Raw genomic sequence first — 22820 nt, forward strand, 5'->3', positions numbered from 1 at the left:
GGGCTGCCTGCCGCCAGGGCGGTGTCCGGCAGAGCCGTTCCCCGTCCCGTCCGCGTCCTGTCCGCCGGACTCACACCCTCGCGTGCCCACGGACCAGTGGTCGTTCACCGTGGCGAACGAGTCCGGCGAGAGCCGTTCGTGAGCGTGGGGACAGATGATGGCCCTCTTCCTGGACGAGCCGGAGACCGCGGCGGGCGGGGCGCAGCCGGCCCGGACATGGCCGGAGCGGTCGCGACGGTCCGGGCCGGCATCCTCGTGACCGCGTACCGCCGCCCGAGGGCCGCCCGTCCGGGCGTGTGAGCCGTCCCCTCGGACCCGGTCCGGAAGGGCGCCCCGGGACGCCCGGTCCGGATCAGCCCGGCTGCAAGGTGGCGGCCGCGGCGCGGATGAAGGTCATGGCCCTTTCGAGGTCCCCCGGCTCCGACCGGTGCGTCAGCTCGCCGATCACGCTCGCCACCGTGGCCGCCAGGATGCGCGGCGCCAGGTCGTCGGGGCGCCAGCCCCGCTCCTCGGCGAGGAGTCGGGCGCCGTCCTGGACGACGTCGGTGAGGCGCTCCCGGCAGAGCCCCTTGAGATGAGGGTTGGACTCGAGCATCCGGTCGTAGGGGCCGTCGAACTTGCTCGGGGAGTCGCCCTGTTCGCGCAGCCACTCCTCGACGGTGTCGAGGATGCCCTGCCCCGCGGGCCTGTTGTGCAGCGCCGCGGCCAGCTCGTCGACGAACGCGTTGAAGTGCTCCATCGCCAGTTCGAGCTTGGTGGGGAAGTACAGCGTGACCGTACGCGGTGAGACCTCGGCCGCCTCGGCGATGTCGGCGATGCTCGTGGCGTCGAAGCCCCGCTCGGCGAACAGCTCGTAGGCCGCGGTGAGGATCGCTTCCCTGCGTCGCGCCTTGCCGCGCTCCCTGAGGCTGTCACCGACCATGCCGAAATCTTACCACCGGTAGCTAATTTACAGTCGACTGTAAAAATGCCGTATGTTGTAAAGAGCGAGGGAGGAGTCCCGCCCCGGCCCTCCGTCGCGCATCCTCTTTGGCTTCCCTCGATCAGGGTCCCGACCGGTTAGGAATGCATCGATGGCCTCACGCCTGTACACCTGGGCGCGCTGGATGGTTCGCCACCGCCGCTGGGTGATAGCGACCTGGATACTCCTGCTGGCCGTCGTCGGCGGCCTCGGAGCGACCCTGCACGGAAAGACCTCCACAGAGTTCACGGTCCCGGGCGTGGAGTCCCAGAAGGCGCAGGACCTTCTGGAGGAGAGGTTCCCCCCGGCCGCCGGCGGTGTCGTACGCATCGTGGTCGCCGCACCCGAGGGGAAGACGGTCGCGGACCCGGCGCAGAGCAAGGCGCTCGACAGCGTCCTGCGCGAGGCGGCGACGGTGGAGGGGGTCGTCGACGTCTCCCGGCCGGCGTCGTCCGGCGCGGTCTCGGCCGACGGGACCATCGCCTACTCCGACGTCCGTTTCACCGCGGAGGCGTCCGAGGTGCCGGAGGAGGCCAAGGAGGAACTGACCGCCGCGGTGGAGCCCCTGCGGGACGCCGGGATGCAGGTCGAGCTGGGCGGATCGGCCATGCTTCCGCAGACCGAGGCGGGCGGACCGGCCGAACTGGTCGGTGTCGTCATCGCCTTCGTGGTCCTCGCCGTCGCGCTCGGCTCCCTCGTCGCGGCCGGACTGCCGCTGCTGACCGCACTCCTGGGCGTCGCCGTCGGCGTGCTCGGCACGATGTTCGTCTCCGGCTTCGTGGAGATGACGGGCACCGCGACCGTGCTGGCACTGATGATCGGCCTGGCCGTCGGCATCGACTACGCCCTGTTCGTCATCTCCCGGCACCGCGAGCAGCTCGCCGACCCCGACACCGGCTGGGAGGAGTCCGTCGCGCGGGCCACCGCCACGGCGGGCAGCGCGGTCGTCTTCGCCGGAGCCACCGTCGTCATCGCGCTGGCCGCGCTCGCCATCACCGGCATCCCGTTCCTCACGATCATGGGGCTCGCCGGTGCCGTGACCGTGCTGATCGCCGTCCTGGTCGCCATCAGCCTGCTTCCGGCCGTGCTCGGCGTGTTCGGCGAGCGGATGCGCCCGCGCCGGGGGCGGAAGGACAAGCGCAAGGACCGCGCCGCCGGCTCCTGGGGCCTTGCCTGGGCGCGCACGGTCACCCGCGCGCCGGCCGTCGTCCTGCTCGCCGGTGTCCTGGGCCTGCTGGCGCTCGCCCTGCCCGCCCGTGACCTGCGCCTCGGCCTGCCCAGCTACGCCTCCCAGCCCGAGGCCACCACCCAGCACAAGAGCTACGACCTGCTCACCGAGGGCTTCGGGCCGGGCTTCAACGCCACCCTCATCACTGTGGTGGACACCGAGCGCGTCCCGCAGGACCGGCGGAAGGCCACCGTGGCACAGCTGCGCGGTGCACTGGTCTCGGACAAGAACGTGGCCGCCGTCTCGCCCCCGGTGCCCAGCCGTTCCGGTGGCGTCGTGGTCATGTCCGTCGTGCCGAGGTCGAGCCCCGACGCACAGGCCACCGCCGATCTGGTCCACCGCATGAGGGATCTGGCACCCGGGGTCGCCGACGCCGGCGGAACCCTCTATGTCACCGGGCAGACGGCCATGGCCATCGACGTCGCCGGCAAGCTCGGCGACGCGCTGCCCCTGTTCATCGCCGTCATCGTCGTCCTGGCGCTGATCCTGCTGGCCATCGCCTTCCGGTCGGTGCTGGTACCGCTCAAGGCGGCACTCGGATTCCTGCTCTCGGTCGGCGCGAGCCTGGGCGCCTCGGTCTGGGTCTTCCAGCAGGGCCACCTGAACGGCCTGCTCGACGTGGCGGCCGCCGGGCCGGTCACCAGCTTCCTCCCGGTCCTGCTCACCGGAGTGCTCTTCGGGCTCGCCATGGACTACGAGGTGTTCCTCGTCAGCCGGATGCGCGAGCACTACGAGCACAGCAAGGACCCGGCCGAGGCGATCGTCCAGGGCGTCTCGCGCAGCGCGAGGGTCGTCGTGGCCGCCGCACTGATCATGGTCGCGGTGTTCGGCGGATTCATCTTCAACGAGGACCCGATCATCAAGTCCATCGGCTTCGCACTCGCCTTCGGCGTGTTCATCGACGCCTTCGTCGTCCGCATGACGCTCGTGCCCGCCGCCATGGCCCTGCTCGGACGACGGGCCTGGAGCATGCCCCGGTGGCTCGGCCGCCTGCTGCCGGACGTGGACATCGAGGGTGCGCGCCTTCCGGCCGCGAGGCCGGCCGAACCCGCTGCGGACCCGGGCGCCGGCATGAAGAACGCCTCGTCCGACGACAGGACGGCCGTGCGGGCCTGACGCCTCCGGGCAGTCGTATCCGCCGGACCGGCTGCGTGGCGCTGGTTCTCGGCCTGACCACGATCGTCTCGGCCCTGGGGCAGGTGCGAGGTGCGAGGTGCCGACCGCCGCGTCGGTGGCCGGGCGGTCTCACCGATGAGCCGGCCCCGCCCTCATGTCTCTGCGGAGCGAACGGGCCGGTTCCGGGGCCGGCCTTCGGGAGGCGGACCGTGCCGCCCGGCGTGTGCCGGGCGGCCGGTGGCGATGCGGCGCGGTCCCGGGCCGGTGCGGTCCACAGATGAACGGCGGATCCGCCGAGCAGTTCACGAACATCAGTCCTGTGGCCGTGTCCGGCGTGTCCCACCTGCGTGAACACCCGCCGTTACGGACCGTTCAGGCCATGACACAGAGCACCCTGTCCGAGGTGAAGGACGCCGTCACCCCGCGGGCCACGCTGCTGGTGATCGGCGTGCTCGCGCTCCAGCTGCTGTTCATCGCCTCCTATGTGGGAGCCCTGCACGACCCCGAGCTCAAGGACGTCCCCTTCGGGGTCGCGGCCCCGCCTGCCGTGGCCGATCAGGCCGTGGCCCGGCTGGAGAGACTTCCCGGCTCACCGCTGGACCCGCGCGCGGCGGGCGACCGGGCGGCGGCCCGACAGCAGATCCTGGACCGGGACATCGACGCGGCCCTGGTGGTCGATCCCGCGGGCACCAAGGACACCCTGCTGGTCGCCACGGGCGGCGGCAGGACCCTGGCCCTCGCACTGGACACGCTCGTCACCACCCTGGAGAAGTCCCAGGGGCGTACCGTGCGCACCGTCGACGTCGCCCCGGCCTCGTCCCGCGACTTCAACGCACTGTCGTCGTTCTACCTGGTCATCGGCTGGTGCGTCGGCGGTTATCTGTGCGCCTCGATCCTGGCGATCAGCGCCGGCGCCCGTCCGGCGAACCCGACCCGCGGGGCGATCCGGCTGGGGACGATGGCCCTGGTCTCGATCGTCGGCGGGCTCGGCGGCGCCGTCATCGTCGGCCCGGTCCTGGGCGCTCTGCCGGGCGGCGTGGTGGCGCTGTGGTGGCTGGGCGCCCTGGTCACCTTCGCCGTCGGTGCCGCCACCCTCGCCCTCCAGGGACTTGTCGGTGTCATCGGTATCGGCCTGGCCATCCTGCTCGTGGTGATCGCGGGCAACCCGAGCGCGGGCGGCGCCCTCCCACCGCCGATGCTGCCGCCGTTCTGGCACGCGATCGGCCCGTTCCTGCCGCCGGGCGCGGGCACCTGGTCGGCCCGCTCGATCGCCTACTTCGACAGCAACGACATGACCGGCTCGTTGCTGGTGCTGGGTGCCTGGGCACTCGCCGGAGTCGTGATCACCCTGGCCGTGGCTGTCGTGCGACAGCGACGCACGGCTCACCCGGACGATCCTGCCGGGACGGGCGCCGGTGGCACACCCCGGACCGGCGGGGCGCGGTAGAGCGATCGCGCCGACGCGTCGAGGTTCCCGTCCGAGCCGGACATCCCACGACCGGCTCACAGGGACGTATACGCAGACGGGCCCCTGGGTGTGCAGGTGTGCGGCAGGACTCACCCGCCGCCCGCCTGGTCAGCCTGGATCGATGCGCCAAGTTGCACAGGGAAGACAGGGCGCGAAACCATGGGTACCGGGCATTTCGGCCCCGGGGCGGGGGGCCAGCAGCTGCGGCCGTGGCCGCAGGAACAAGGGCACGCACGTACCCGTGACATGGAGCCGACATGACCGTGCTTCCTCCGCCGATCACCCCCTGTCTCGAACCTGCCGCCAAGGAGCTGTGCGAGGCGACCGACCCGCACCCCCGGATCTACGAGGTGCCCCCCGAGAAGGGCCGGGACATCCTGCTCGGTCTGCAGGTCGACCCCGGTGTGCCGCGCCCGGACGTCGACGAGGGGTGGATCGACGTGGACGCGGGGGAGTGGGGCACGGTCCGCACCCGCATCATCCGGCCCAGGGGGTCGAGCGGCCCGCTGCCGGTGGTGTTCTACATCCACGGCGCCGGCTGGGTCTTCGGCGACGACAAGACCCACGACCGGCTCTTCCGTGAACTCGCCGTCGGCGCGGGCGCCATAGGTGTCTTCCCGGTCTACGACCGGGCCCCGGAGGCGAAGTACCCCACCCAGGTCGAGCAGAACTACGCCGTGGGCCAGTGGGTCCTGCAGGAGGGGGCGGAACACGGTCTGGACGCCTCACGCGTCGTCGTCACCGGCGATTCGGTCGGCGGCTGCATGTCGGCGGTGTTCGCGCTGATGAACAAGGAGCGCGGCGGGCTCGACCTCAAGGCCCAGTGCCTGCTCTACCCCGTCACCGACGCCGACTTCGACACCCCGTCCTACCTGCAGTTCGCCGAGGGCTACTACCTCACCCGCGACGGCATGAAGTGGTTCTGGGACGCCTACACCACCGACCCCGCCCAGCGCGCCGAGCATCACGCCTCCCCGCTGCGGGCGAGCCTCGACCAGCTGAAGGGCCTGCCCACGACCCTGGTCATCACCGACGAGGCCGATGTGCTGCGCGACGAGGGCGAGCAGTACGCCAACAGGCTGCGCGAGGCGGGCGTGGACGTCACCTCCGTCCGGGTGGCCGGCATGGTCCACGACTTCCTGCTCCTGGACAGCCTGCGCGACACCCGCGCCGCCAATGTCGCCCGCAAGCTCGCCGTCGACTTCCTCAGGACGGCACTGCACGGCCGTTGAGGCGCACCTCAGGACCGAGGCCGGTGTCGGCCGCCGCAGCCTCGATCCGTGAAGGGGGCGGCGTTCGGCGCCTCGGTGGATTCCGAAGCGCCGGCGCGCCGGCACGCCTGCACGGTGCCTCGGGAGGGCAGCCAGGCGCGGTAGCGGCGCAGGGCCTTGTGCTGCTTCCGCCGCTCGGCGATCAGGGCGACGGCCGGGTGGGTGCCGGGCCTGGGCCTGCCGCCACGGGCGACGCGGCGCATCCGGTGGCGGACCTGCGCCATGCCGGCGGCGGAGGCGAGAGCCTTGTCGGACCAGGTCACGGCCCGCATCGCCCGTGTCCCGGACGGCTGCGGGTTCCCGCCCCCCGGACGACCCGTGGCGCCCGCTTTGTCGGCATGGTGGACACGGCGGCCCCGCCCTCGCTGCCGCCGCTGCCTTCGGCATGGACCCGCAGGCCGCTCCGGCCTCCCCCGTCGGCTGCGCCGACGAGGGCCGTCCGCCGGATCCGTGACCGGTCTGCCCGGCTAGAGAAGGCGCAGGCCCCCCGGAAGTTCCTCTTCGATGATCTCGACCAGCCAGTCGAAGGCGGTCGGACCACGGTCGGCGCGGGCTTCCGCCAGTCTGGCAGCCATGCGCGCCCTGTTCGTCGGATGGCAGCGGGCGAGCCACATCTCGAGCTGCCGGGCGGTCTCAGGGTGCCCGAGACACCGGCGGGAAGCCTCGTGATCACGCCACTCGATCACGAAGTCGCCGTCGTCGGGTGTTCCGAAGCCACCGCGGAGGCAGTCGGCGAAGGCATCGAGATTCCGGCCGAAGTAACCACCGCAGCCGATGCTCTCCCCGGCGACCCGCCAGAAATCCTCCAGCGTCCTGACCTGGTTGCCGTCCAGCACGTATCTCACCGTCACAGCCCGCAGACTACGCCCGGCCCGGTGGGTCCTACGCGCGGTCCCGCACGATGATCTTTCCGGTGTTCTCGCCGTGCAGCATGCCCAGGAACGCGTCCACGATGTGCTCGAACCCGTCCACCACCGTCTGGTCCAGCGCGAGCCGGCCGCTCTGCAGATGGGGGACCGCGAACTCGTACAACTCGTCCTGCAGATCCCGGTGGTTGCTGACCAGGAAGCCCTCCATGCGAAGGCTCTTCTCCACGATGTCCGAGTAGTTGAAGTGCGGCGGGGGCGCGTCCGGGGTGTTGTACCGGCTGATGGTGCCGACACGGACGATGCGCCCGAACTCGCGCAGTGCGCCCACCGCGGCGGCCAGTTGCTCGCCGCCGACGTTGTCGACGAAGACGTCGATGCCGTCCGGCGCGGCCTTGGCGAGCAGCTCGGCGGCGGGGCCGTCGTGACGGTCGAACGCCGCGTCGTAGCCCACCTCTCGGGTCAGGTACGCAACCTTGGCCGCCGAACCCGCGCTGCCCACCAGCCGGCCGGCACCCAGCAGCCGGGCGAACCGGCCGGTGGCCGTGCCGACGCCGCCGGCCGCGGCGGAGACGAAGAGGTCGTCGCCCTCGCGGAGCCGGGCGACGCGGGTGAGGCCCACGTAGGCGGTCAGTCCGGTGCCGCCGAGGACACTCAGGTGGGCCGTCAGGGGAACCCCGTCGAAACGGGGGAGCCTGCGGATCTCCTCGGGGCGGACCACGGAGTGAGTGCGCCAGCCCTGCCGGTGGAACACGATCTCGCCCTCGGCCAGCTCCGGCGTCCGCGAGGCGACGACACGCCCGAGGGTCCGGCCCTCGAGCGGTGCGTGCAACGCGAAGCCGCCAGGCACGTCGTCCATCATCTCGCGGTGGTACGGGTCGACGGACCAGCAGAGGTTCCGGACGAGCGCGGCGCCGACCGCAGGATCGGGAACCGCGGACTCGACGAAGGCGAAATCCTCGGTGGTGGGGAAGCCGTGGGGGCGGGCGGTCTGCTGGACGGTGATCGCGTGCTCGGTCATGACGGGACCGTAGGGCGGGAATGGAGCCCTCGGGCAGGCGGTTGGGCTCATACGACGCCCCGTTCCATGAGCAGTTCTCATACCCCGAGGTGAGCGCCCTGTGGCCCGCACGACCGACACCGATCTCGCCCCGCACGAACTGCGCGTCCTGGTGGCGGTCGCGGACGCCGGAGGCTTCTCGGCCGGCGCCGAGGCGCTCGGCCTCACACAGTCCGCCGTCTCCCACTCGGTGCGCGGCAGCGAGCGCAAGATCGGCACCGTTCTGTTCGAACGCGGCCGCCGCGGTGCCAGACCCACCGCGGCGGGGGAGAGGGCTGTGGCGCATGCGCGCCGCGTCCTGCACCTGCTGGACGTACTGGTCGCCGAAGCACGAGGAGCCGCCCGGTCCCAGGCGTCGCCGGAGCCGGAGGGCCCGCTGCGGATCGCGGCCTTCCGCAGCGTCGCGCTGCACCTGCTGCCGCCGGTCCTGCAGCGGCTGCGCGCACGCCATCCCGGGATCGAACCGCAGGTGCGGATCGTCCGCGAGCTCGGGCGCGGAACGGCGGGCGAGGTGGCCGACGGGAGAGCGGACCTCGCCATCGCCACCCTGGACGGAGCGCAACTGCCGGCGGGGCTCGTGGCGAGCGGGCTCTTCGAGGAGAGCTACTCCCTGGTCCATCCGGCAGGGCACCCGGCCCCGCGCTCGCTGCCGCTGGTCGACTGGGCCGAGAACTGCGGCTCCTACACCCGCGCCTGGTGGGGCGCGCAGGACTGGATCCCGAGGGCCACGATCGAGGCCGAGGACGACGGAGCGGTGCTCTCGCTCGTGGGCAAGGGGCACGGAATGGCGGTCATGCCCGCGCTCTCCCTGGTCGGAGCACCGGACTCGGTCGAGATCACCGATCTCGGCCCGGAGCGCCCCACACGCCGCGTCGGCCATGTGACCACTCCGGAGCTCGCCGGTTCCGCCGTCGTACGCGCCCTGGTACGGGAACTGCGGGCCGCCGACTCCGCATCGGGAGCGGTGGGCGCGAGGACCCGTTGAGGATGCTTCGGCAGGGGCGGTCCGTCCGGGACGGCTCCGACGGGGTGCGCCGCGAGCTGATCAAGAAGGAACCCGCAGGGACCCGGGCCCGGCAGACCGAGGGCACCGCCCCGTCCTGGAAGGTCTCACCGCATTACGCAGAAGACCCCGCCGCCGAAGGCGGCTAGGTTGAAGCCGTGGACGATGACGCGATCACCATCAGGCTCACACGCGACCAGGCGTTCGTGCTGTCGGACTGGTTGTACCAAGTGATGTTCCGGTCCGACGACCTCGAGGGAATCATTCGCGACCGAGCCGTCTGGTCGCCGATCTACTCGATCTCGGGAACGCTGGACAAGACCCTGGCCGAAATCTTCATGCCCGACTACGCCCAGCGACTCGAAGCCGCCCAGGAGCGCCTCCGGGTCAGCATGTACGGAGAAGCCGAGGAGGCGGCTGCGCCGGGCGACGAGGCGGCCACCGCACCGGACGGAGCGGGGAACGACGGTGAAGGCCGATGAGACCTCGTTGCGGGCATCGGACCGGCTCGGTTTCGTGCCGCACACCGGCATCCGGTGGAGGTGTCTGCTCCAGGAACTCGGCTGCGGCTCGGACATGACCTGCCGGCGGCGCAGAGCGCGGATCGAACGGACATGATCGGGTCCTGCCTTTCCGAGGGGGTTCTGCAGGGATCGCTCGCCGGGCAGGTGGTGTCGGCGGCGACGGTTCGAGGCCGTACCGGGCATCCGGGCCGGGCCGGTCGGTGCCGGGAGGTCGCGCGTGGCCGGCGCGTTCACCGCCCACCGCGATTCCCCGGACGCCTATGAACCGGCGGCCGGGCGCGGCAGCGAACGCGGGGACAGCGACCGGACCAGGGCCAGGGTGCTGAGGGCGAACATCACCACGCCCAGGGGGACATGCAGTGAGGCCACGTGCGCGATGCCCAGTACGACCTGGGCCGAGGCGAGGAGCAGGAAGCCGCCGGAGTACAGGACGGGGCGCGGGGAACCGCCGCCCGGGTGCCAGGCCAGGACCGTGGCGAGGACGTACAGCATGGCGGCCGCGTACATCACCTTCGACCCGTAGTCGTGCAGCATGTAGGCGTGGGACGAGGTCAGCAGCATGCCCGCGGTGGACGCCTGGAAGAAGAGGGCCAGGGTCTGCAGGACTGCCGCGGTCCTGAGGAAGGTGCCGCCGCGCGGCACTGCGGTCGTCTGTCTGGTCATCGGGATTCCTTCGTGGACGCCCCGGCCTTCAGGCCGGGGCGGGGACATGTCTCCCGCTTGCGGGGGAGAAACAGATCTCTGCGGGGCAGGGCGGGGAAGCCGGATCGCCGCCAGGGCGATCCGGTGTTCATCGGCAGCAGGTCAACGCCCGTGTCCGGCAAGGGAACCTGCGGAGGTCGCCATGTCGGTCATCGTGTACTCCCCGATCACGGACCGGGATCCCGCCGGCTGCGGGAAGCGCCGTTCGAGGGCGGGCGGTCGTCGAGGTGAAGGGCCCGGCGCAGGTGACGGCCGCGGTCGTACCGGCCGGCACGCGGCCGAGCGAGTCCGGGTCGTCCACCGTCTCCGGGCGGGCGTCCGGACCGGTCTCTTCCGCCGGTGCCTTCAGCCTGCCGGTGCCGCGGCCGGACAGCACGGGGGCGACACCCCCGCTCCGCCGGCCCCGTCACCACGGACCGACCGGTGTGCCCGTACGCGCCGGACATCGCCGCCGTCCGACCCGATCCCATGAACCCGCTCCTCCGTGCCGGGTGTTCCGCCACGGATCCGTGTGGTCCGTGGCGCTCCGTCATGAACATCCTGGCGGGGAGCGACCCTCCGCACGAGCGTCCGGAACGACATGACCCGTACACTTCCGGACATGGCCGCTGGTGTCCGGCCGTCACGCACGGGCGCACGCCGAGGAGCCGACCGGACGTCACCCCCGGGCCACGGTGGATCCCGGCGTCCTCTGTGCGGCCGACGGCAGTGTGCTCGCCTCCGGGGGGCGAAGCCGCCGCCGTCCACGTGGTGCTACTTCCTCCGGCTCGCCTCGATCGTGAACACGGCCGCCAGGCAGGCCGCCGTCGCGGCCAGCGAGCCGAAGAAGACTCCTTCCAGGACCACGCTGTTCGCGCCCTCGACCGCGCCGTCCTCGGACGTGCAGGACTTCTCGAAGGGAAAGCTGGTCGTGTGCACAGCCCTGCAGTGGTTGTGCAGGTCGTCATTGAGCACGTTCGCCTTGACCCAGGACAGTGCCCATACGAGGAAGAAGATCCCGGCGAAGGCACACACGGCGCCCCACAGCCGGTTGAGTCGAGCGTCACGCGTGCTGGTCCCCGTCACATGACGGAGCCTACCGGCGGCCCTGCCGGTCGGTTCAGGCGAGAAGAGCTGCGGGAGCCGAGGTCGTGGTGGCGGTGAAGGCCGTACCCCGACCAGCCGTGCTGCGTGGGTGTCCCCCGGGCTCCGGAGCCGGGGAACAGCCGTCGGTGGTTGCATTGCTGAAATACGGTCATTCACGTGCAACATGGGGCATGCTGGGGCTGTTGATCAACTACGACTTCTGTGGGGCGAGCATGTCGAACATCCCAGCTGACCTGAGGTTTGCCGAGTCGCACGAGTGGGCGAGGTGGGAGCCGGACGGCACGGTGACCGTCGGGATCAGCGACCACGCCCAGAAGTCGCTCGGCGACGTGGTCTTCGTGGAGCTGGCAGAGGTCGGCAAGGTCTTCGCCGCCGGCGAGCCCGCCGGTGTGGTGGAGTCGGTCAAGGCCGCGTCCGACATCTACGCTCCGGTCGGCGGCGAGGTGACGGCCGTGAACGAGGAGCTGGCCGACAGCCCGGAGCTCATCAACGAGGAAGCCTACGAGGCATGGATCTTCAGGCTCAAGCCGTCACGCAAGGCCGAGATGGACCAGCTCCTCGACGCTGCCGGCTACAAGGCGGCCATCGGCGAGTGACTGCGCCACCACCATGTCTCCCCGGCCGCCGGGTGGCTTCGGCGGCCGGCCCGTCCAGGGTTTCCGGGGGCCATGGGGCTGTCTGCGGGGGAGTCGGCGGGAACGGTGCCCGTACGGGCAGAGCGGCGCGTGGGGTTCCTCGGATCGCCGCCCGACGATCCTGCGGATGTCAGAGGACGAACCTCGACAGCAGGCCGGCCGTCAGCAGAGAGGCAGCCAGCAGGCTCCAGCCCGTGCCCCAGGTGACCCACCCCGGCCCGGGGGGCTGACGCTGGGCCAGACCGGGGTTCCGTGCGTCGTAGACCAGGGGAACCGGGTCCCCGATTCCGGGGAAGTCGGGCGCCGCGCTGACGACCCAGCGCATCTCGCGGCCGTCGGCCGTGGTGTGCACGCACACCATCCTTCTCGGATCGGCCGTGTAGCCCTCGTGGATGTGGTCCACGCACACAGCCGTCACCCGTACGGCATGACGTCTCATGCTTCGTTCCACATGGAGGATCCGCAGACCGAACGGCAGCAGAAACAACCCCACCCCGATCAGCGCATCCATGACGCCCCCTCCATCGCTGTCGCCCCCGTACCCTTCCGCGGGTCCGACCCGCCGCCCGGCTTCGGCCGCGCGCCACCCCGCTGCGGCTGTCGACAGACTATCCGCCGGCCGCCGTACCGGATCGGAGTCGCAGTCTCGTTCCCGGTACGGGCGCATGAAGCGCCGACCGGCACGGACGTCGCGAACCGTGTTGCCGGGAAAGGGCCTTGGCAGCCGGTCGTGCAACCGCCGACGGTCGTGCCACGGCGTTGCGGGTCCCTGCGGCCGACGCCCACCTGTCAGACGCCTCGGTCCGGTGCGCCGGCGGTGCCGGGACTCCGGTACGCCGTCGGCGGCCGGCCGAGGAGCTTCTTGAACGCGGTCGTGTAGGCGGCCGGGTTGTCGTATCCGAGCAGGGCCGCGATGCGGGTGACGGGCACGCCCGCGGTGAGGTGCTGCAGGGAGTGCAGGATGCACGCGCGTTGCCGCCACTGCGAGAAGGTGAGGCCGGTGCCGCGTCGGAACAGGCGGGCGAATGTGCGTTCGCTGATGCTGAGGGCCGTGCACCAGCGGGCCGGCGGGTCGTGGATGTCCGGCCGGTGCAGGAACGCCTCGCACAGGCCGCGCAGGCGCGGATCGGACGGCAGGGGCACGTCGAGGGGCAGGGGGGCGAGGCTCCTGATCTCGTGCAGGACGAGCGTGGCGACCGCGGCGTCCCGGCCGTGCTCGGGATAGCGCGGCTCTGCCTCGACGGCTGTCAGGATCAGTGCCCGCAGCAGGGCGGAGACGTCGACCGCCTGGCAGCGGGCGGGGAACCACGGCACGGCGGCGGGTTCGATGTAGAGGCTGCGGGTGCTGACCCCGGTCATGGTGACCTGGTGGCGGGTCAGGGGCGGGATCAGGACGGCGCGGGCGGTGGGGATCGTCCAGCTGCCGTCCGCCGTCTCGACCTGCATGACGCCGGTGGCCGCGTAGAGGACCTGGGCGCGGCGGTGTTCGTGCCAGGGGAGCAGATGGTCGTGGGGGTAGTCGGTGCCGATGGCCAGCACGGCGCGGTCGAGGTCGTCCACCTCGGCGACCGGGATGTTGCGCATGCCGCGAGGGTACGCGGGATCGTGCGCCGCTGTCTGCTGCGCGTAGGAATCTGGCAGTTCTTCGATTGTCCGCCAGTGCCGTGAGATCTAGCGTCGTGGCTGTGCTGACCTCCCTCCTCGTCCTCCTGTTCTTCGGCTGCCTGACCGGCGTCATGACCGTGCTCTTCGGCTTCGGCGGCGGCTTCGTGACGGTTCCCGTCGTCCACGGCGTACTGACGGCGCGCTCAGGGACGGACACGGACGCCATGCACGTGGCGGTGGCGACCTCGGCGGCGGTCATGGTCGTGAACAGTGTGGCGGCGGCCCTGACGCAGTGGCGCCAGGGCCGGCTGCACCGGGCGTACGTCTGGCCGTTGGCGGCGTTCATCACGGCCGGTGCCGCCGCCGGGGCCCTCGCGGCCACCATGGTCGGCGACAGGACGCTGCGCCTGCTGTTCGCCGCCTATCTGCTGGTGACGATCGCCGACAGCCTGCTGCGCAGGGGCTTCCTCCGCGCAGCGCACCAGGCGGGTCCGAAGCCCCTGGGCCGGGCCACCGTCACCCTCGGCGGAACGGGCATCGGCGTGGTGGCCGCGGCACTGGGGGTCGGCGGCAGCGTCATGACGGTTCCGCTCCTGCGCCGCAGAGGTCTTCCCATGGCCGAGGCGACCGCCATGGCCAACCCCCTCAGCGTCCCCGTGGCGGTCGTCGGCACGGTCGTCTACGCCCTCGCCGCGACCGTCCCCGCCGGCACGGGGCAGGTGGGCTACGTCGATCCCGGTGCAGCCGTCGCCCTGCTCGCCGGATCACTGCCCACCATCGCCGTCGCCAGGCGCGTCACCGGCAGGGTCCCGGACCGCGTCCACTCCGCCGCCTACGTCGCCCTGCTCGTGATCGTCCTGGTGGCGACCGTGGCCACGTGAGGGCGACGCCAGGCCCGGCGCGGCGCGGGAGCCGGGCAGGATCCGCCGTCGTTCAACCGGCGGCCGGCAGCCGCCAGCCGGCCGTCAGGTGGCCGGCCCGGCCCTCGGCCCTTCTGCCTCCGGCAGGAGCAGGGCTGCTTCTGCCAGGGGTCCCCGGCGCCGTGGTGGCCCCGCTCCTCCCGGAAACCGCGTCGGTCCCCGTCCGGCCGGTCGGCCGCCGACCTGACGACGGTCGCCGTCGCGGACGCGGGGCGGCGTCCGGGCGGCACCTCACGGATCTCGGGCCGACGGGCCCCGTCGTCCCGTCAGGCGGGATAGGCGTGGGTCTGGGCCGCCTTGACCGTGGCCCAGACCGTTGCCCCGGGGCGGAGGCCGAGCTCCGCGGCGGCGATCGTCGTCAGGTCGGCGGCCGTGGGCAGCTCGCCCGTGAGGTCGGCCCGGATCTGGTCGCCGTGGGTCTCCAGCCCGGCCACCTCGCAGCGCCAGAGGTTGCGGGCGCTGGATCCGGTGGGGCGTTCGCGGTGGAGGGTGACGGCGCTGGGCGGGAACGCGACGTGGACCGGGCCGGTGAGGTCCTCGGTGGTGGTGATCGCGGGGCCGCCCTCGACCTGGACCGTGTGCCCCTCGGCCCGGCCCCGGTAGAGATTGAGTCCGACCAGACGGGCGATGTAGTCGGTGCGCGGGTGGCGGGCGATGTCGGACGGGGTGCCCTCCTGGACGACGTGTCCGTCCTCGATGACGACGAGACGGTCGGCCAGGATCATGGCGTCCAGCGGATCGTGCGTGACGAGCACCGCGACGGCTTCGAAGTCGGCCAGGTGGTGACGGAGCCGGGCGCGGACGTCGATGCGGGTGCGGGCGTCGAGAGCGGCGAGCGGTTCGTCCAGGAGCAGCAGGCGCGGGTGGGTCGCCAGGGCGCGGGCGAGGGCGACGCGCTGGGCCTGCCCCCCGGAGAGGCGGCGGGGTCTGGCGGAGGCGTGGGCGGTGAGGTCCATGCGCTCCAGCCACTCGGCGGCCAGGGCGCGGGCCTGCGCCTTGCCGGCGCCGTGGCAGCGGGGCCCGAAGGCCACGTTGTCCAGCGCGGTCAGATGCGGGAAGAGCAGGTAGTCCTGGAAGACGACACCGACCGGGCGGGACTCCGGCGGTGTGCGGTCCAGCTCCGCCCCGTCCAGACGGAGGTGGCCCCCGGACAGCGGTACGAGGCCGGCGAGCGCGCGCAGGGCGGTGGTCTTGCCTGCGCCGTTGGGGCCGAGGAGAGCGACGACGTCGCCGGGTGCCGCCGTCACCTGCACGTCGAGGCGGAAGGAACCGCGTTCGACCACCAGCCGGGCGTCGAGTCCCTCACCGGCCGGGCCGGGCACGCCGGCGGTGTCCTGAGGGGTCTTCCCGATGTCGGTCATGAGGTGCTCATCCACCGATCACGCAGTCCGGCCAGGACCGCGATCGACACGGCCAGCAGGACGAGGCTGAGGGCGATCGCGGCCTCCGGGTCGCTCTGCAGGGCCAGGTACACGGCGAGGGGCATGGTCTGGGTCCGGCCGGGGAAGTTGCCGGCGAAGGTGATGGTCGCGCCGAACTCGCCGAGGGCCCGGGCCCAGGCCAGGACGGCGCCGGCGGCGACGCCGGGTGCGATGAGCGGCAGGGTGACCCGGCGGAACGCGGTGAAGCGGGAGGCTCCCAGGGTCGTGGCGGCCTCCTCGTAGCGGGGGTCGGCGGCCCGCAGGGTGCCTTCCACGCTGATCACGAGGAACGGCATGGCGACGAACGCCTCCGCGACGACGACTCCTGCCGTCGTGAACGGCAGCGTCACCCCGAACCACTCGTCCAGCCACCGCCCCATCACCCCGTTGCGGCCGAGCGCCATCAGCAGCGCCACACCGCCCACCACCGGCGGCAGGACGAGCGGGAGGGTGACAAGGGCCCGTACGAGCCCGCGCCCGGGAAACTCGACCCTGGCCAGCAGCCAGGCCAGCGGCACTCCGATCACCAGGCTCACCGCGGTCGCCGCGGTCGCGCACAGCAGGGACAGCTGCAGCGCCTGCCACACCTCGGGGCTGGTCAGCAGGTCCGGCATGCTGCTCCAGGGTGCCCGGATCAGCAGGGCGATCAGGGGCAGGACCAGGAACGCCAGACCGATCACGGCGGGGACGAGGAGGGGCAGCGGGGCGCCCCCGCGGGCCCTGCGGCCCGCGGGGCCTTTGCGGCGCAGGGGGACGCGGCGGCGCCGCGGGCCACCGGTGAGGGTGTCCGCGGCGTCGGCCTTGTCCGTGGAAGGGGAGGTCACGGCTTGAGGAATCCGGCTTCGGTGAGGATCTTCTGGCCCTCGGGGGACTGGACGAGCGCGATGAACGCCTGGGCGGTGGCGGTGTTCTCGGAGCTCTTGAGCAGGGTGATGGGGTATTCGTTGACGGCGTCGGCGGATTCGGGGAAGTCCACGCCTTCGATCCTGTCGCCCGCGGCCTTCACGTCGGTCTTGTAGACGACGGAGGCGTCGGCTTCCTTGAGGATCACCTTGTTGAGGGCGGCCTTGACGTCCTCCTCGTAGGAGACGGGGGTGAGTTCGAGCCTGCCGGCGTCCAGGGCCTTCTGGGCGGCGGCGCCGCACGGCACCTCCTTGTCGCACAGCACGACCTTCAGGTCCGGGTTCGTGAGGTCCTTCAGGGAGTCGACCTTGTCGGGGTTGCCGGGCAGGGTGGCGATCTCCAGCTGGTTGCGCACGAACGTGGCCGGCTCGGTGGCGTTGTCGCCCGCGTCGGTGACGATCTTCATCGTCTTGGGGCTGGCCGAGGCGAAGACGTCCGCCGGGGCCCCGCCGGTGATGCTCGCGGCCAGTGCGTCGCTGCCGCCGAAGCTGAAGGTCACCTTCGTGCCGGGGTGGGCCTGCTCGAACTGCTTGCCGAGCTTCTCGAAGCTCTCCTTCAGCGAGGCCGCGGCGAAGACGGTCACCTCCCCGGACACCTTGTCCGACCCGGGGGCGGACGCCGAGGGGGAGGAGCCGGAGCCGGACGAGGGGGAGCCGTCGGAGGAGCAGGCGCTCAGGGCCAGCACGGCGGCGGCGCTCACGCCGGTCACCTGCAGCATCCGGTGGGTCCGGCGCACGGAACGGGTCATCACGGGTCCAACTCCCTCTGGTCCTGAACGGACTCGACTACGGTCTTCCGACGACCACGTCGGTCGATTTGATCACGCCGACCGCCGGAGCGCCGGGTTCCGGCCGCAGGCCCTCGGCGGACTCGCGGCTGACCACGGCCACCACCCGGAACGGTCCGGCCTGGATCTCCGGCCTTACGGACACGTCACCGGGGATCACGTCGGTGACGGTGACGGTGACGGTGAAGCGGTTGCGGGCCGAGGAGGCGGAGGTCTCCCGCTCCCCGTGGTGCAACTGCCGGGCATGGGCCGCAAAGGCCGGCCCGGGGACGATCCGGTGGCCCGTCCCGTCGCGGTCGGCGACGGGTTTCCCGCCGTCGACCGGACGCCTCACGGTGTCGGCGCTGACGCCGGGCAAGACGGCCGCGTCCCCGATCCGGTAGGTCCGCATGCACCGATGATACTGCCGCAAGTGCGAGGTGAAAGTCATCTGTTTCTTTGTATGAGCTGGGATCTCATGGGATTGTCCTTGCATGTGCGTTTGTACGGGAGGAGGGTGCGGGTACGGTCCCCCAGGAGGTGGTAGCCCGTGAGTCAGTCCCTCGCAGCTGCCCGTACGGCTCCCGGCGACATGGCGGAATTCGTCCTCACCGGGGATCTGGACCGACCGGCCCGGCTGACGGTGCCCGACCTGCTCGCCTGGCCCCAGCACGGGACCGAGACCGCCTTCGAGTGCACCACGAGCGGCATCCGGCGTCACCGCTTCACCGGACCCCTTCTGCACGATGTCCTCATGGACGCGGCCCCTGCCTTCGACCCTGCCCGGCGCAAGGACCGCCTGCGTTTCCTGATCGCGGTCCGCGGGTCGGACGGCCACCGCGCGCTGCTGTCCTGGGCGGAGATCGATCCGGACTTCGGCCGGGCCCCCGTCCTGCTCGCCGTCACTCTCGACGACACTCCGCTGGACCGCGCGGGCTCCCAGCTCGTGCTGCCGCAGGACCGCTGCGGGGCCCGGTACATCAGCGGCATCGAGGCGGTACGAGTCGACGGCGGCTACACCGCATGGAGCTGACAGCGACGAGGAGTGCGGCCTGGCACGACCCGCCGCCGGCGCCCGGCCGCCCCGGGACGGGACCGGTGTCCGGGACGGGGCTGCACCGACTGCCGCTGAACGGACTGCGCTCGAAGAACAGACCGGGCCGGTCACGGGCGGCGGTCGTCCCCTCCCGCGTCCGGTCCTCCCGCGTCGGGGCCGCCTGCAGGGGCCCGGAAGCGGACCCGGCCCGGTCGACCGCGCTCGTGGCTTTGTCTGCCGACCTCGTCCGTCGAGCCGCGCACGCCGCTACGCTCGGTCTTCGTGAGGGGCTGGGGGAAGCGGGCACGCCTGCTGGCCGCCGTGCAGAAGCGGCTGTGGCGTTGCGCCGACGGCGAGTCGACCGCGGCGCTGGAGACACGGGCGGGCGAGGAGGCGGAGCAGCTCGCCGCGTACCTGCGCACGGACGACGACCTGGCGGTGCATCAGGCGCTCGGCATGCTCCATTGGTTTCGGGCTCGGGCACGGCCGGGGGAATCGGCCGCGGCCGACCTGGAGGCCGCGGTCGGCCTCTTCACCCCGTGCATCCTGGCCGGCGTGCGGTTCGCCGTACCCTCACTGCTGCTGCCGCTGGTCACCGACGCCGCCGCGACGGTCGCGGCCCGGCAGCTGCGCGAGCCGCCGCCCGGCTTCGACGGAGCCTCGGCGGACACGATCGCCCTGTGGCGGCGCATCCTGAGCGGCACCCCCGACGACCACCCCGCGCGGGCCACACGTGTGGCCACCATCGGCATGCTGCTGTTGAGACGGTACGACCGCACCGGCGACCCGGACGACCTGGACGAGGTGATTCGCCTGAGCCGGGCAGCCGTCGGACTCCGGCCGTCCGACGAGGTGGTGCTGCACATGCTCCACCGCGCCGTGCTGACCCGGTTCAGGCGGACCGGTGACGAGGCCGATCTGGAGGAGGCCGTCCGGGCGGGCCGGCAGGCCGTACTGGCCGTCGATCCCGGCTCCACCACCGAGACGCTGCTCATGCTGTCCAGTCTGTTCAAGGCGCTGTGGGCCCGGCTCGAGCACTCCCAGGACCCGTCCCATCTGGACGAGGCCATCGACATCGGCCGACGTGTCATCGAGGCCATGCCCTCGCACGACCCCCGGTACGCGCCGGTCCTGTCCCGGCTGAGCACCGCTTTGCTGGACCGGTTCCGGCGCACAGGGAGCCTGGCCGACCTGGACGGCGCCGCGCACACGGGCCGGGAGGCCGTCCGGGTGTGCCCGGCCGACCACCCCGACCGGGGACCGGTCCTGACCAACCTCACATTCGTCCTGTCCCATCGGTTCAAGCGCCTCGACACCCCGGCGGACATCGACGAGGCCGTCGGCCGCGGAGAGGAAGCCGTCCGAACCCTGCGCGCGGGCCATCCGGGGCGGCCGCTGGCACTGTCCAACCTGGCCGCGGCACTCCAGCTTCGCTGCGAGCGGGTGACGGACCGGAGCGACCTCGACCGGGCCGTCGGCCATCTTCGCCGTGCCGTCGAGGCCACCCCGCACGAAGAGCACCCCGACTGGCCGACGTTCCGTTCCAACCTGGCCGCGGCACTGGTGACGCGCCATGAGCAGACCGGGGACCTCGCCGATCTGGAGGAGGCCGTGCCGATCAGCAGGCAGGCGGTCTCGGCCATGCCGTCCGGCCATCCCGACCGGGCGTCGGCCCTGACCTACCTGGGTGCCGCCCTGCTGGAGCGGTTCGAGCGGACCGGCGTCCAGTCCGACCTCGACGAGGCCGTCGACACGCTCGGTCAGGCCGCCGGGAGCACCCCGCACGACGACATCGACCACGTGCAGACACTCTCCTACCTCGTCGCCGCCCTGCTGACGCGCTTCGAGCGGACCGGAGCCAAGGCAGACCTGGACGAGGCCATCGGTATCGGCGACGAGGCGATCCGGGCCACCCCGGCCGGACATCGCGACCTGCCGGGAACGCTGAACAACCAGGGCGTCGCCCTGCACCACCGCTATGAGCGCACGCACGACCCCGACGACCTCCGGGCGAGCATCGCCGCACAGCGCCGCGCCCTGGAGGCAGCCGGTCCGGAGCACCACCGACGGGCGGGCATCCTTTCCAATCTGAGCAACGCACTGCGCCTGCGCTTCGAGGAGACCGCGGGCTCCGGAGACCCCGCGGACCTCGACGAGGCCGTCCGCACCGGACGGGCGGCGGTTTCGGCGACCGTCCCCGCCGGCCATCCCGACGCGGCGGTACGGCTGAACAACCTGAGTCTCGCCCTGCGCCTGCGCTTCGAGCACGCCGCGGACCCCGCGGATCTCGACGAGGCCGTCGGGACGGGCCTCCGAGCGGTCGGGGCCAGTCCTCACGATCACCCGGACAGGGCGATGCGCCTGCTCAACCTCGGCAGGGCCCTGGCAGCCCGGTACGGACACTCCCAGGACCCGGACGACCTCGTCCAGGCCGTCGCCCGGCACGAGGCCGCGGCAGGGACGGCCACCGCTCCTCCCCTCGTGCGCATCCACGCGGCGCTGGCCGCGGCCAGACTGCTCGTACGCCTCGACGGCGGACAGGCACGGGCCGCCGAACTGCTGGAGGCCGCGGTCCGGCGGCTGCCGGAGATGGCCCCGCGCCGCCTGGAACGCCCTGACCAGCAGCACGCACTGAGCCAGTTCCGTGACCTTGCCAGCGACGCTGCCGCGCTCGCCCTCACCCATTCCGCCGGCCCGCCCCGCGAACGCGCCGTACGCGCGCTGCAGTTGCTGGAAGCGGGACGCGCGGTGCTGATGAGCCAGGCCCTGGACACCCGCGACGACCTCACCGAGCTGCGCAGGCGGCATCCGCTGCTCGCCGCACGGTTCACCGAACTCCGCGACCGGCTCGACCAGCGGGCCGCCCCCTCGGCAGAGCTGTCGGCGGCCGGCCCGGGCGGCGCTCCGGACCGCGCGGACCGTACGGCCCGGGACCGGCACCGGCTCGCCCACGACCTCACCGCGACCCTTGAGGAGATCCGGGAGGACGAGGAGTTCGCGACCTTCGGACTGCCCCCGGCCGCGGACGAGCTGCTGGCCGAGGCCGGGGCGGGCCCCGTGGTGGTGTTCAACGTCAGCCGTCTGCGCAGCGATGCCCTGCTGCTCACCCGGGCGGGCATCACAGCCCTCCCGCTCCCGCGCCTCGGCTACGACACGCTCCTCCAGCGGGTCGACGCCTTCAGGCAGGCCCTGCGCATCGTGTCCACCACACGGGACGCGGCCCGGCACCGTATGGCCCAGGCCGTGCTGCGGCTCACCCTGGAGTGGCTGTGGGACGCCGCTGCCGAACCCGTCCTGACCGAACTGGGCCATGACCGGCAGCCGCCGGAGGGGGGTGAGTGGCCCCGCGTGTGGTGGGCACCGGGCGGCCTGCTCGGCCTGCTTCCCGTCCATGCCGCAGGCCACCACACCGACCCGGCGGACGCCCCGGGGCGGCGCACCGTCCTGGACCGGGTCGTGTCCTCGTACACCCCCACCGTGCGCGCCCTGCGCCACGCCCGCCGTCACGAGGCCGGGCAGGACCCGGCCCTCCGGGCGCTCGTCGTCGCGATGCCCACCACCCGTGGCACCGAGGGCGGCCTTCCGCTGCGCCATGTGCCCGCCGAGGTCGAGCGTCTGCGGCGCCACCTCAGCGATGTGGTGGTACTGACCGCACCGGATCCTGAGCACGACGCCGATCCGGCACACCACCTTCTGCCGACGAGGACCAATGTCCTGGCACACCTGCCCCACTGCGCCGTCGTTCATTTCGCCTGCCACGGTTCGAGCCATCCCGACGACCCGTCGAAGAGCATGCTGCTGCTGCACGACCACGACACGGCCCCGCTGACCGTCGCCGGCCTCGCGCCGGTCCGGCTGGAACACGCCCGACTGGCCTATCTCTCGGCCTGCCGGACCGCGGCCGTCGACTCCGCCCGGCTGGCCGACGAGGCGATCCATCTCACCTCGGCCTTCCAACTGGCCGGTTTCCCCCACGTGATCGGAACGCTGTGGGCCATCTCCGACCGGATCGCCGTCGACGTCGCCGACACGTTCTACGCCTGTCTGCGCACGGACCTGGGCGGCCCGGACCCCGGCCGCGCCGCCCACGCCCTCCACCACGCCGTCCGTGCCGTCCGCGACGGCCACGGCCTGCCCGGCGGACGGGACAGGACCCGTACACCGTCCCTGTGGGCGGCCTACCTGCACAGCGGCGCTTGACCCCGTCTCGTGGAGGGCACGAACGGGTGCGGTCGTGGTGGTGAGTGTC

At 72.3% G+C, this 22820-nt stretch carries 22 protein-coding genes; 10 read left to right on the forward strand and 12 right to left on the reverse strand.

The features are described from left to right. Positions 1–352 precede the first annotated feature (352 nt). Entirely contained in the window at positions 353–922 is a 570-nt protein-coding gene (locus ACIQGV_RS09925; RefSeq protein WP_402492821.1) for a TetR/AcrR family transcriptional regulator, read from the reverse strand. 151 nt (positions 923–1073) lie between these two features. On the opposite strand from ACIQGV_RS09925, the gene ACIQGV_RS09930 reads away from it, so the two are divergent. The 3 genes from ACIQGV_RS09930 to ACIQGV_RS09940 all read left to right on the forward strand — a co-directional run bounded on the left by ACIQGV_RS09930 (position 1074) and on the right by ACIQGV_RS09940 (position 6005). Further along, on the forward strand, positions 1074–3305 hold the full coding sequence (locus tag ACIQGV_RS09930; protein ID WP_402492823.1) for an MMPL family transporter: 2232 nt from the start codon (positions 1074–1076) through the stop codon (positions 3303–3305). A gap of 379 nt (positions 3306–3684) precedes the next feature. Next, on the forward strand, positions 3685–4752 hold the full coding sequence (locus tag ACIQGV_RS09935; RefSeq protein ID WP_402492825.1) for a DUF3533 domain-containing protein: 1068 nt from the start codon (positions 3685–3687) through the stop codon (positions 4750–4752). A gap of 278 nt (positions 4753–5030) precedes the next feature. Next, positions 5031–6005, forward strand: coding sequence for an alpha/beta hydrolase (locus ACIQGV_RS09940; protein WP_402492827.1), 975 nt, complete (start codon positions 5031–5033; stop codon positions 6003–6005). 8 nt (positions 6006–6013) lie between these two features. Here the strand turns inward: ACIQGV_RS09940 and ACIQGV_RS09945 are convergent, their stop codons facing one another. The 3 genes from ACIQGV_RS09945 to ACIQGV_RS09955 form a co-directional block, all read right to left on the reverse strand. Then, complete coding sequence (locus tag ACIQGV_RS09945; protein ID WP_402492829.1) at positions 6014–6307, reverse strand: hypothetical protein; 294 nt, start codon at positions 6305–6307, stop codon at positions 6014–6016. Positions 6308–6511: 204 nt separating this feature from the next. Beyond that, on the reverse strand, positions 6512–6895 hold the full coding sequence (locus ACIQGV_RS09950; RefSeq protein ID WP_402492830.1) for a barstar family protein: 384 nt from the start codon (positions 6893–6895) through the stop codon (positions 6512–6514). Between the two features lie 31 nt (positions 6896–6926). Next, on the reverse strand, positions 6927–7931 hold the full coding sequence (locus ACIQGV_RS09955; RefSeq protein WP_402492831.1) for an NADP-dependent oxidoreductase: 1005 nt from the start codon (positions 7929–7931) through the stop codon (positions 6927–6929). A 100-nt stretch (positions 7932–8031) separates the two neighbouring features. On the opposite strand from ACIQGV_RS09955, the gene ACIQGV_RS09960 reads away from it, so the two are divergent. The 3 genes from ACIQGV_RS09960 to ACIQGV_RS09970 are packed head-to-tail and all read left to right on the forward strand — an operon-like array spanning position 8032 to position 9455. Then, positions 8032–8955, forward strand: a complete 924-nt coding sequence (locus tag ACIQGV_RS09960; RefSeq protein ID WP_402492833.1) for a LysR family transcriptional regulator — start codon at positions 8032–8034, stop codon at positions 8953–8955. 2 nt (positions 8956–8957) lie between these two features. Next, positions 8958–9122, forward strand: coding sequence for a hypothetical protein (locus ACIQGV_RS09965; RefSeq protein WP_402492835.1), 165 nt, complete (start codon positions 8958–8960; stop codon positions 9120–9122). 9 nt (positions 9123–9131) lie between these two features. Then, on the forward strand, positions 9132–9455 hold the full coding sequence (locus tag ACIQGV_RS09970) for a hypothetical protein (RefSeq protein WP_402492836.1): 324 nt from the start codon (positions 9132–9134) through the stop codon (positions 9453–9455). A 300-nt stretch (positions 9456–9755) separates the two neighbouring features. Here the strand turns inward: ACIQGV_RS09970 and ACIQGV_RS09975 are convergent, their stop codons facing one another. Both ACIQGV_RS09975 and ACIQGV_RS09980 read right to left on the reverse strand, forming a co-directional pair. Next, positions 9756–10160: a hypothetical protein gene (locus ACIQGV_RS09975; protein ID WP_402492838.1), complete on the reverse strand. Its 405-nt coding sequence runs from the start codon at positions 10158–10160 to the stop codon at positions 9756–9758. A gap of 792 nt (positions 10161–10952) precedes the next feature. Then, positions 10953–11264, reverse strand: a complete 312-nt coding sequence (locus ACIQGV_RS09980; RefSeq protein ID WP_402492840.1) for a hypothetical protein — start codon at positions 11262–11264, stop codon at positions 10953–10955. Between the two features lie 191 nt (positions 11265–11455). Between ACIQGV_RS09980 and gcvH the strand changes: the two genes are divergently transcribed. Further along, positions 11456–11881 carry a glycine cleavage system protein GcvH gene (gcvH, locus tag ACIQGV_RS09985; RefSeq protein WP_402492841.1) on the forward strand — a complete coding sequence of 142 codons (426 nt, stop codon included), beginning with the start codon at positions 11456–11458 and terminating at the stop codon, positions 11879–11881. Positions 11882–12050: 169 nt separating this feature from the next. On the opposite strand, the gene ACIQGV_RS09990 is transcribed toward gcvH, so the two are convergent. Continuing rightward, positions 12051–12431, reverse strand: a complete 381-nt coding sequence (locus tag ACIQGV_RS09990; protein WP_402492843.1) for a DUF3592 domain-containing protein — start codon at positions 12429–12431, stop codon at positions 12051–12053. A gap of 278 nt (positions 12432–12709) precedes the next feature. Then, a complete protein-coding gene (locus tag ACIQGV_RS09995) occupies positions 12710–13504 on the reverse strand; it encodes an AraC family transcriptional regulator (protein ID WP_402492845.1) in 795 nt (264 codons plus the stop codon). A gap of 101 nt (positions 13505–13605) precedes the next feature. On the opposite strand from ACIQGV_RS09995, the gene ACIQGV_RS10000 reads away from it, so the two are divergent. Next, a complete protein-coding gene (locus tag ACIQGV_RS10000) occupies positions 13606–14406 on the forward strand; it encodes a sulfite exporter TauE/SafE family protein (protein ID WP_402492847.1) in 801 nt (266 codons plus the stop codon). 305 nt (positions 14407–14711) lie between these two features. Here the strand turns inward: ACIQGV_RS10000 and ACIQGV_RS10005 are convergent, their stop codons facing one another. From ACIQGV_RS10005 to ACIQGV_RS10020, 4 genes are read right to left on the reverse strand one after another with little or no spacing between them, the layout of a single operon-like run. Beyond that, the gene (locus ACIQGV_RS10005) at positions 14712–15806 is read right to left on the reverse strand and encodes an ABC transporter ATP-binding protein (RefSeq protein ID WP_402492848.1); all 1095 of its coding nucleotides are present in this window, start codon (positions 15804–15806) and stop codon (positions 14712–14714) included. Continuing rightward, the gene (locus ACIQGV_RS10010; protein ID WP_402492850.1) at positions 15803–16690 is read right to left on the reverse strand and encodes an ABC transporter permease; all 888 of its coding nucleotides are present in this window, start codon (positions 16688–16690) and stop codon (positions 15803–15805) included. The genes ACIQGV_RS10005 and ACIQGV_RS10010 overlap by 4 nt, the downstream gene beginning before the upstream one ends. Then, entirely contained in the window at positions 16687–17517 is an 831-nt protein-coding gene (gene modA / locus ACIQGV_RS10015) for a molybdate ABC transporter substrate-binding protein (RefSeq protein WP_402492852.1), read from the reverse strand. Before modA ends, ACIQGV_RS10010 begins: the two co-directional genes overlap by 4 nt. Positions 17518–17554: 37 nt before the next feature. After that, positions 17555–17947, reverse strand: coding sequence for a molybdopterin-binding protein (locus ACIQGV_RS10020; protein ID WP_402492854.1), 393 nt, complete (start codon positions 17945–17947; stop codon positions 17555–17557). Between the two features lie 138 nt (positions 17948–18085). On the opposite strand from ACIQGV_RS10020, the gene ACIQGV_RS10025 reads away from it, so the two are divergent. Both ACIQGV_RS10025 and ACIQGV_RS10030 read left to right on the forward strand, forming a co-directional pair. Beyond that, entirely contained in the window at positions 18086–18568 is a 483-nt protein-coding gene (locus tag ACIQGV_RS10025; RefSeq protein WP_402492855.1) for a hypothetical protein, read from the forward strand. A gap of 285 nt (positions 18569–18853) precedes the next feature. Beyond that, entirely contained in the window at positions 18854–22771 is a 3918-nt protein-coding gene (locus tag ACIQGV_RS10030) for a CHAT domain-containing protein (protein WP_402492857.1), read from the forward strand. The last annotated feature ends 49 nt before the right edge of the window (positions 22772–22820 follow it).

Origin of the sequence: Streptomyces sp. NPDC093094 (genome assembly GCF_044754345.1) — a bacterium.
In the GTDB taxonomy this organism is placed as follows: domain Bacteria; phylum Actinomycetota; class Actinomycetes; order Streptomycetales; family Streptomycetaceae; genus Streptomyces.

What these genes read in the sequence shown, in the direction of transcription:
- ACIQGV_RS09925 (WP_402492821.1), bottom strand. Translation starts at nt 922, where the DNA reads ATGGTCGGTGACAGCCTCAGGGAGCGCGGCAAGGCGCGACGCAGGGAA.
- ACIQGV_RS09930 (WP_402492823.1), top strand. Translation starts at nt 1,074, where the DNA reads ATGGCCTCACGCCTGTACACCTGGGCGCGCTGGATGGTTCGCCACCGC.
- ACIQGV_RS09935 (WP_402492825.1), top strand. Translation starts at nt 3,685, where the DNA reads ATGACACAGAGCACCCTGTCCGAGGTGAAGGACGCCGTCACCCCGCGG.
- ACIQGV_RS09940 (WP_402492827.1), top strand. Translation starts at nt 5,031, where the DNA reads ATGACCGTGCTTCCTCCGCCGATCACCCCCTGTCTCGAACCTGCCGCC.
- ACIQGV_RS09955 (WP_402492831.1), bottom strand. Translation starts at nt 7,931, where the DNA reads ATGACCGAGCACGCGATCACCGTCCAGCAGACCGCCCGCCCCCACGGC.
- ACIQGV_RS09965 (WP_402492835.1), top strand. Translation starts at nt 8,958, where the DNA reads ATGCTTCGGCAGGGGCGGTCCGTCCGGGACGGCTCCGACGGGGTGCGC.
- ACIQGV_RS09975 (WP_402492838.1), bottom strand. Translation starts at nt 10,160, where the DNA reads ATGACCAGACAGACGACCGCAGTGCCGCGCGGCGGCACCTTCCTCAGG.
- gcvH (WP_402492841.1), top strand. Translation starts at nt 11,456, where the DNA reads ATGCTGGGGCTGTTGATCAACTACGACTTCTGTGGGGCGAGCATGTCG.
- ACIQGV_RS09990 (WP_402492843.1), bottom strand. Translation starts at nt 12,431, where the DNA reads ATGGATGCGCTGATCGGGGTGGGGTTGTTTCTGCTGCCGTTCGGTCTG.
- ACIQGV_RS09995 (WP_402492845.1), bottom strand. Translation starts at nt 13,504, where the DNA reads ATGCGCAACATCCCGGTCGCCGAGGTGGACGACCTCGACCGCGCCGTG.
- ACIQGV_RS10005 (WP_402492848.1), bottom strand. Translation starts at nt 15,806, where the DNA reads ATGACCGACATCGGGAAGACCCCTCAGGACACCGCCGGCGTGCCCGGC.
- modA (WP_402492852.1), bottom strand. Translation starts at nt 17,517, where the DNA reads ATGACCCGTTCCGTGCGCCGGACCCACCGGATGCTGCAGGTGACCGGC.
- ACIQGV_RS10020 (WP_402492854.1), bottom strand. Translation starts at nt 17,947, where the DNA reads ATGCGGACCTACCGGATCGGGGACGCGGCCGTCTTGCCCGGCGTCAGC.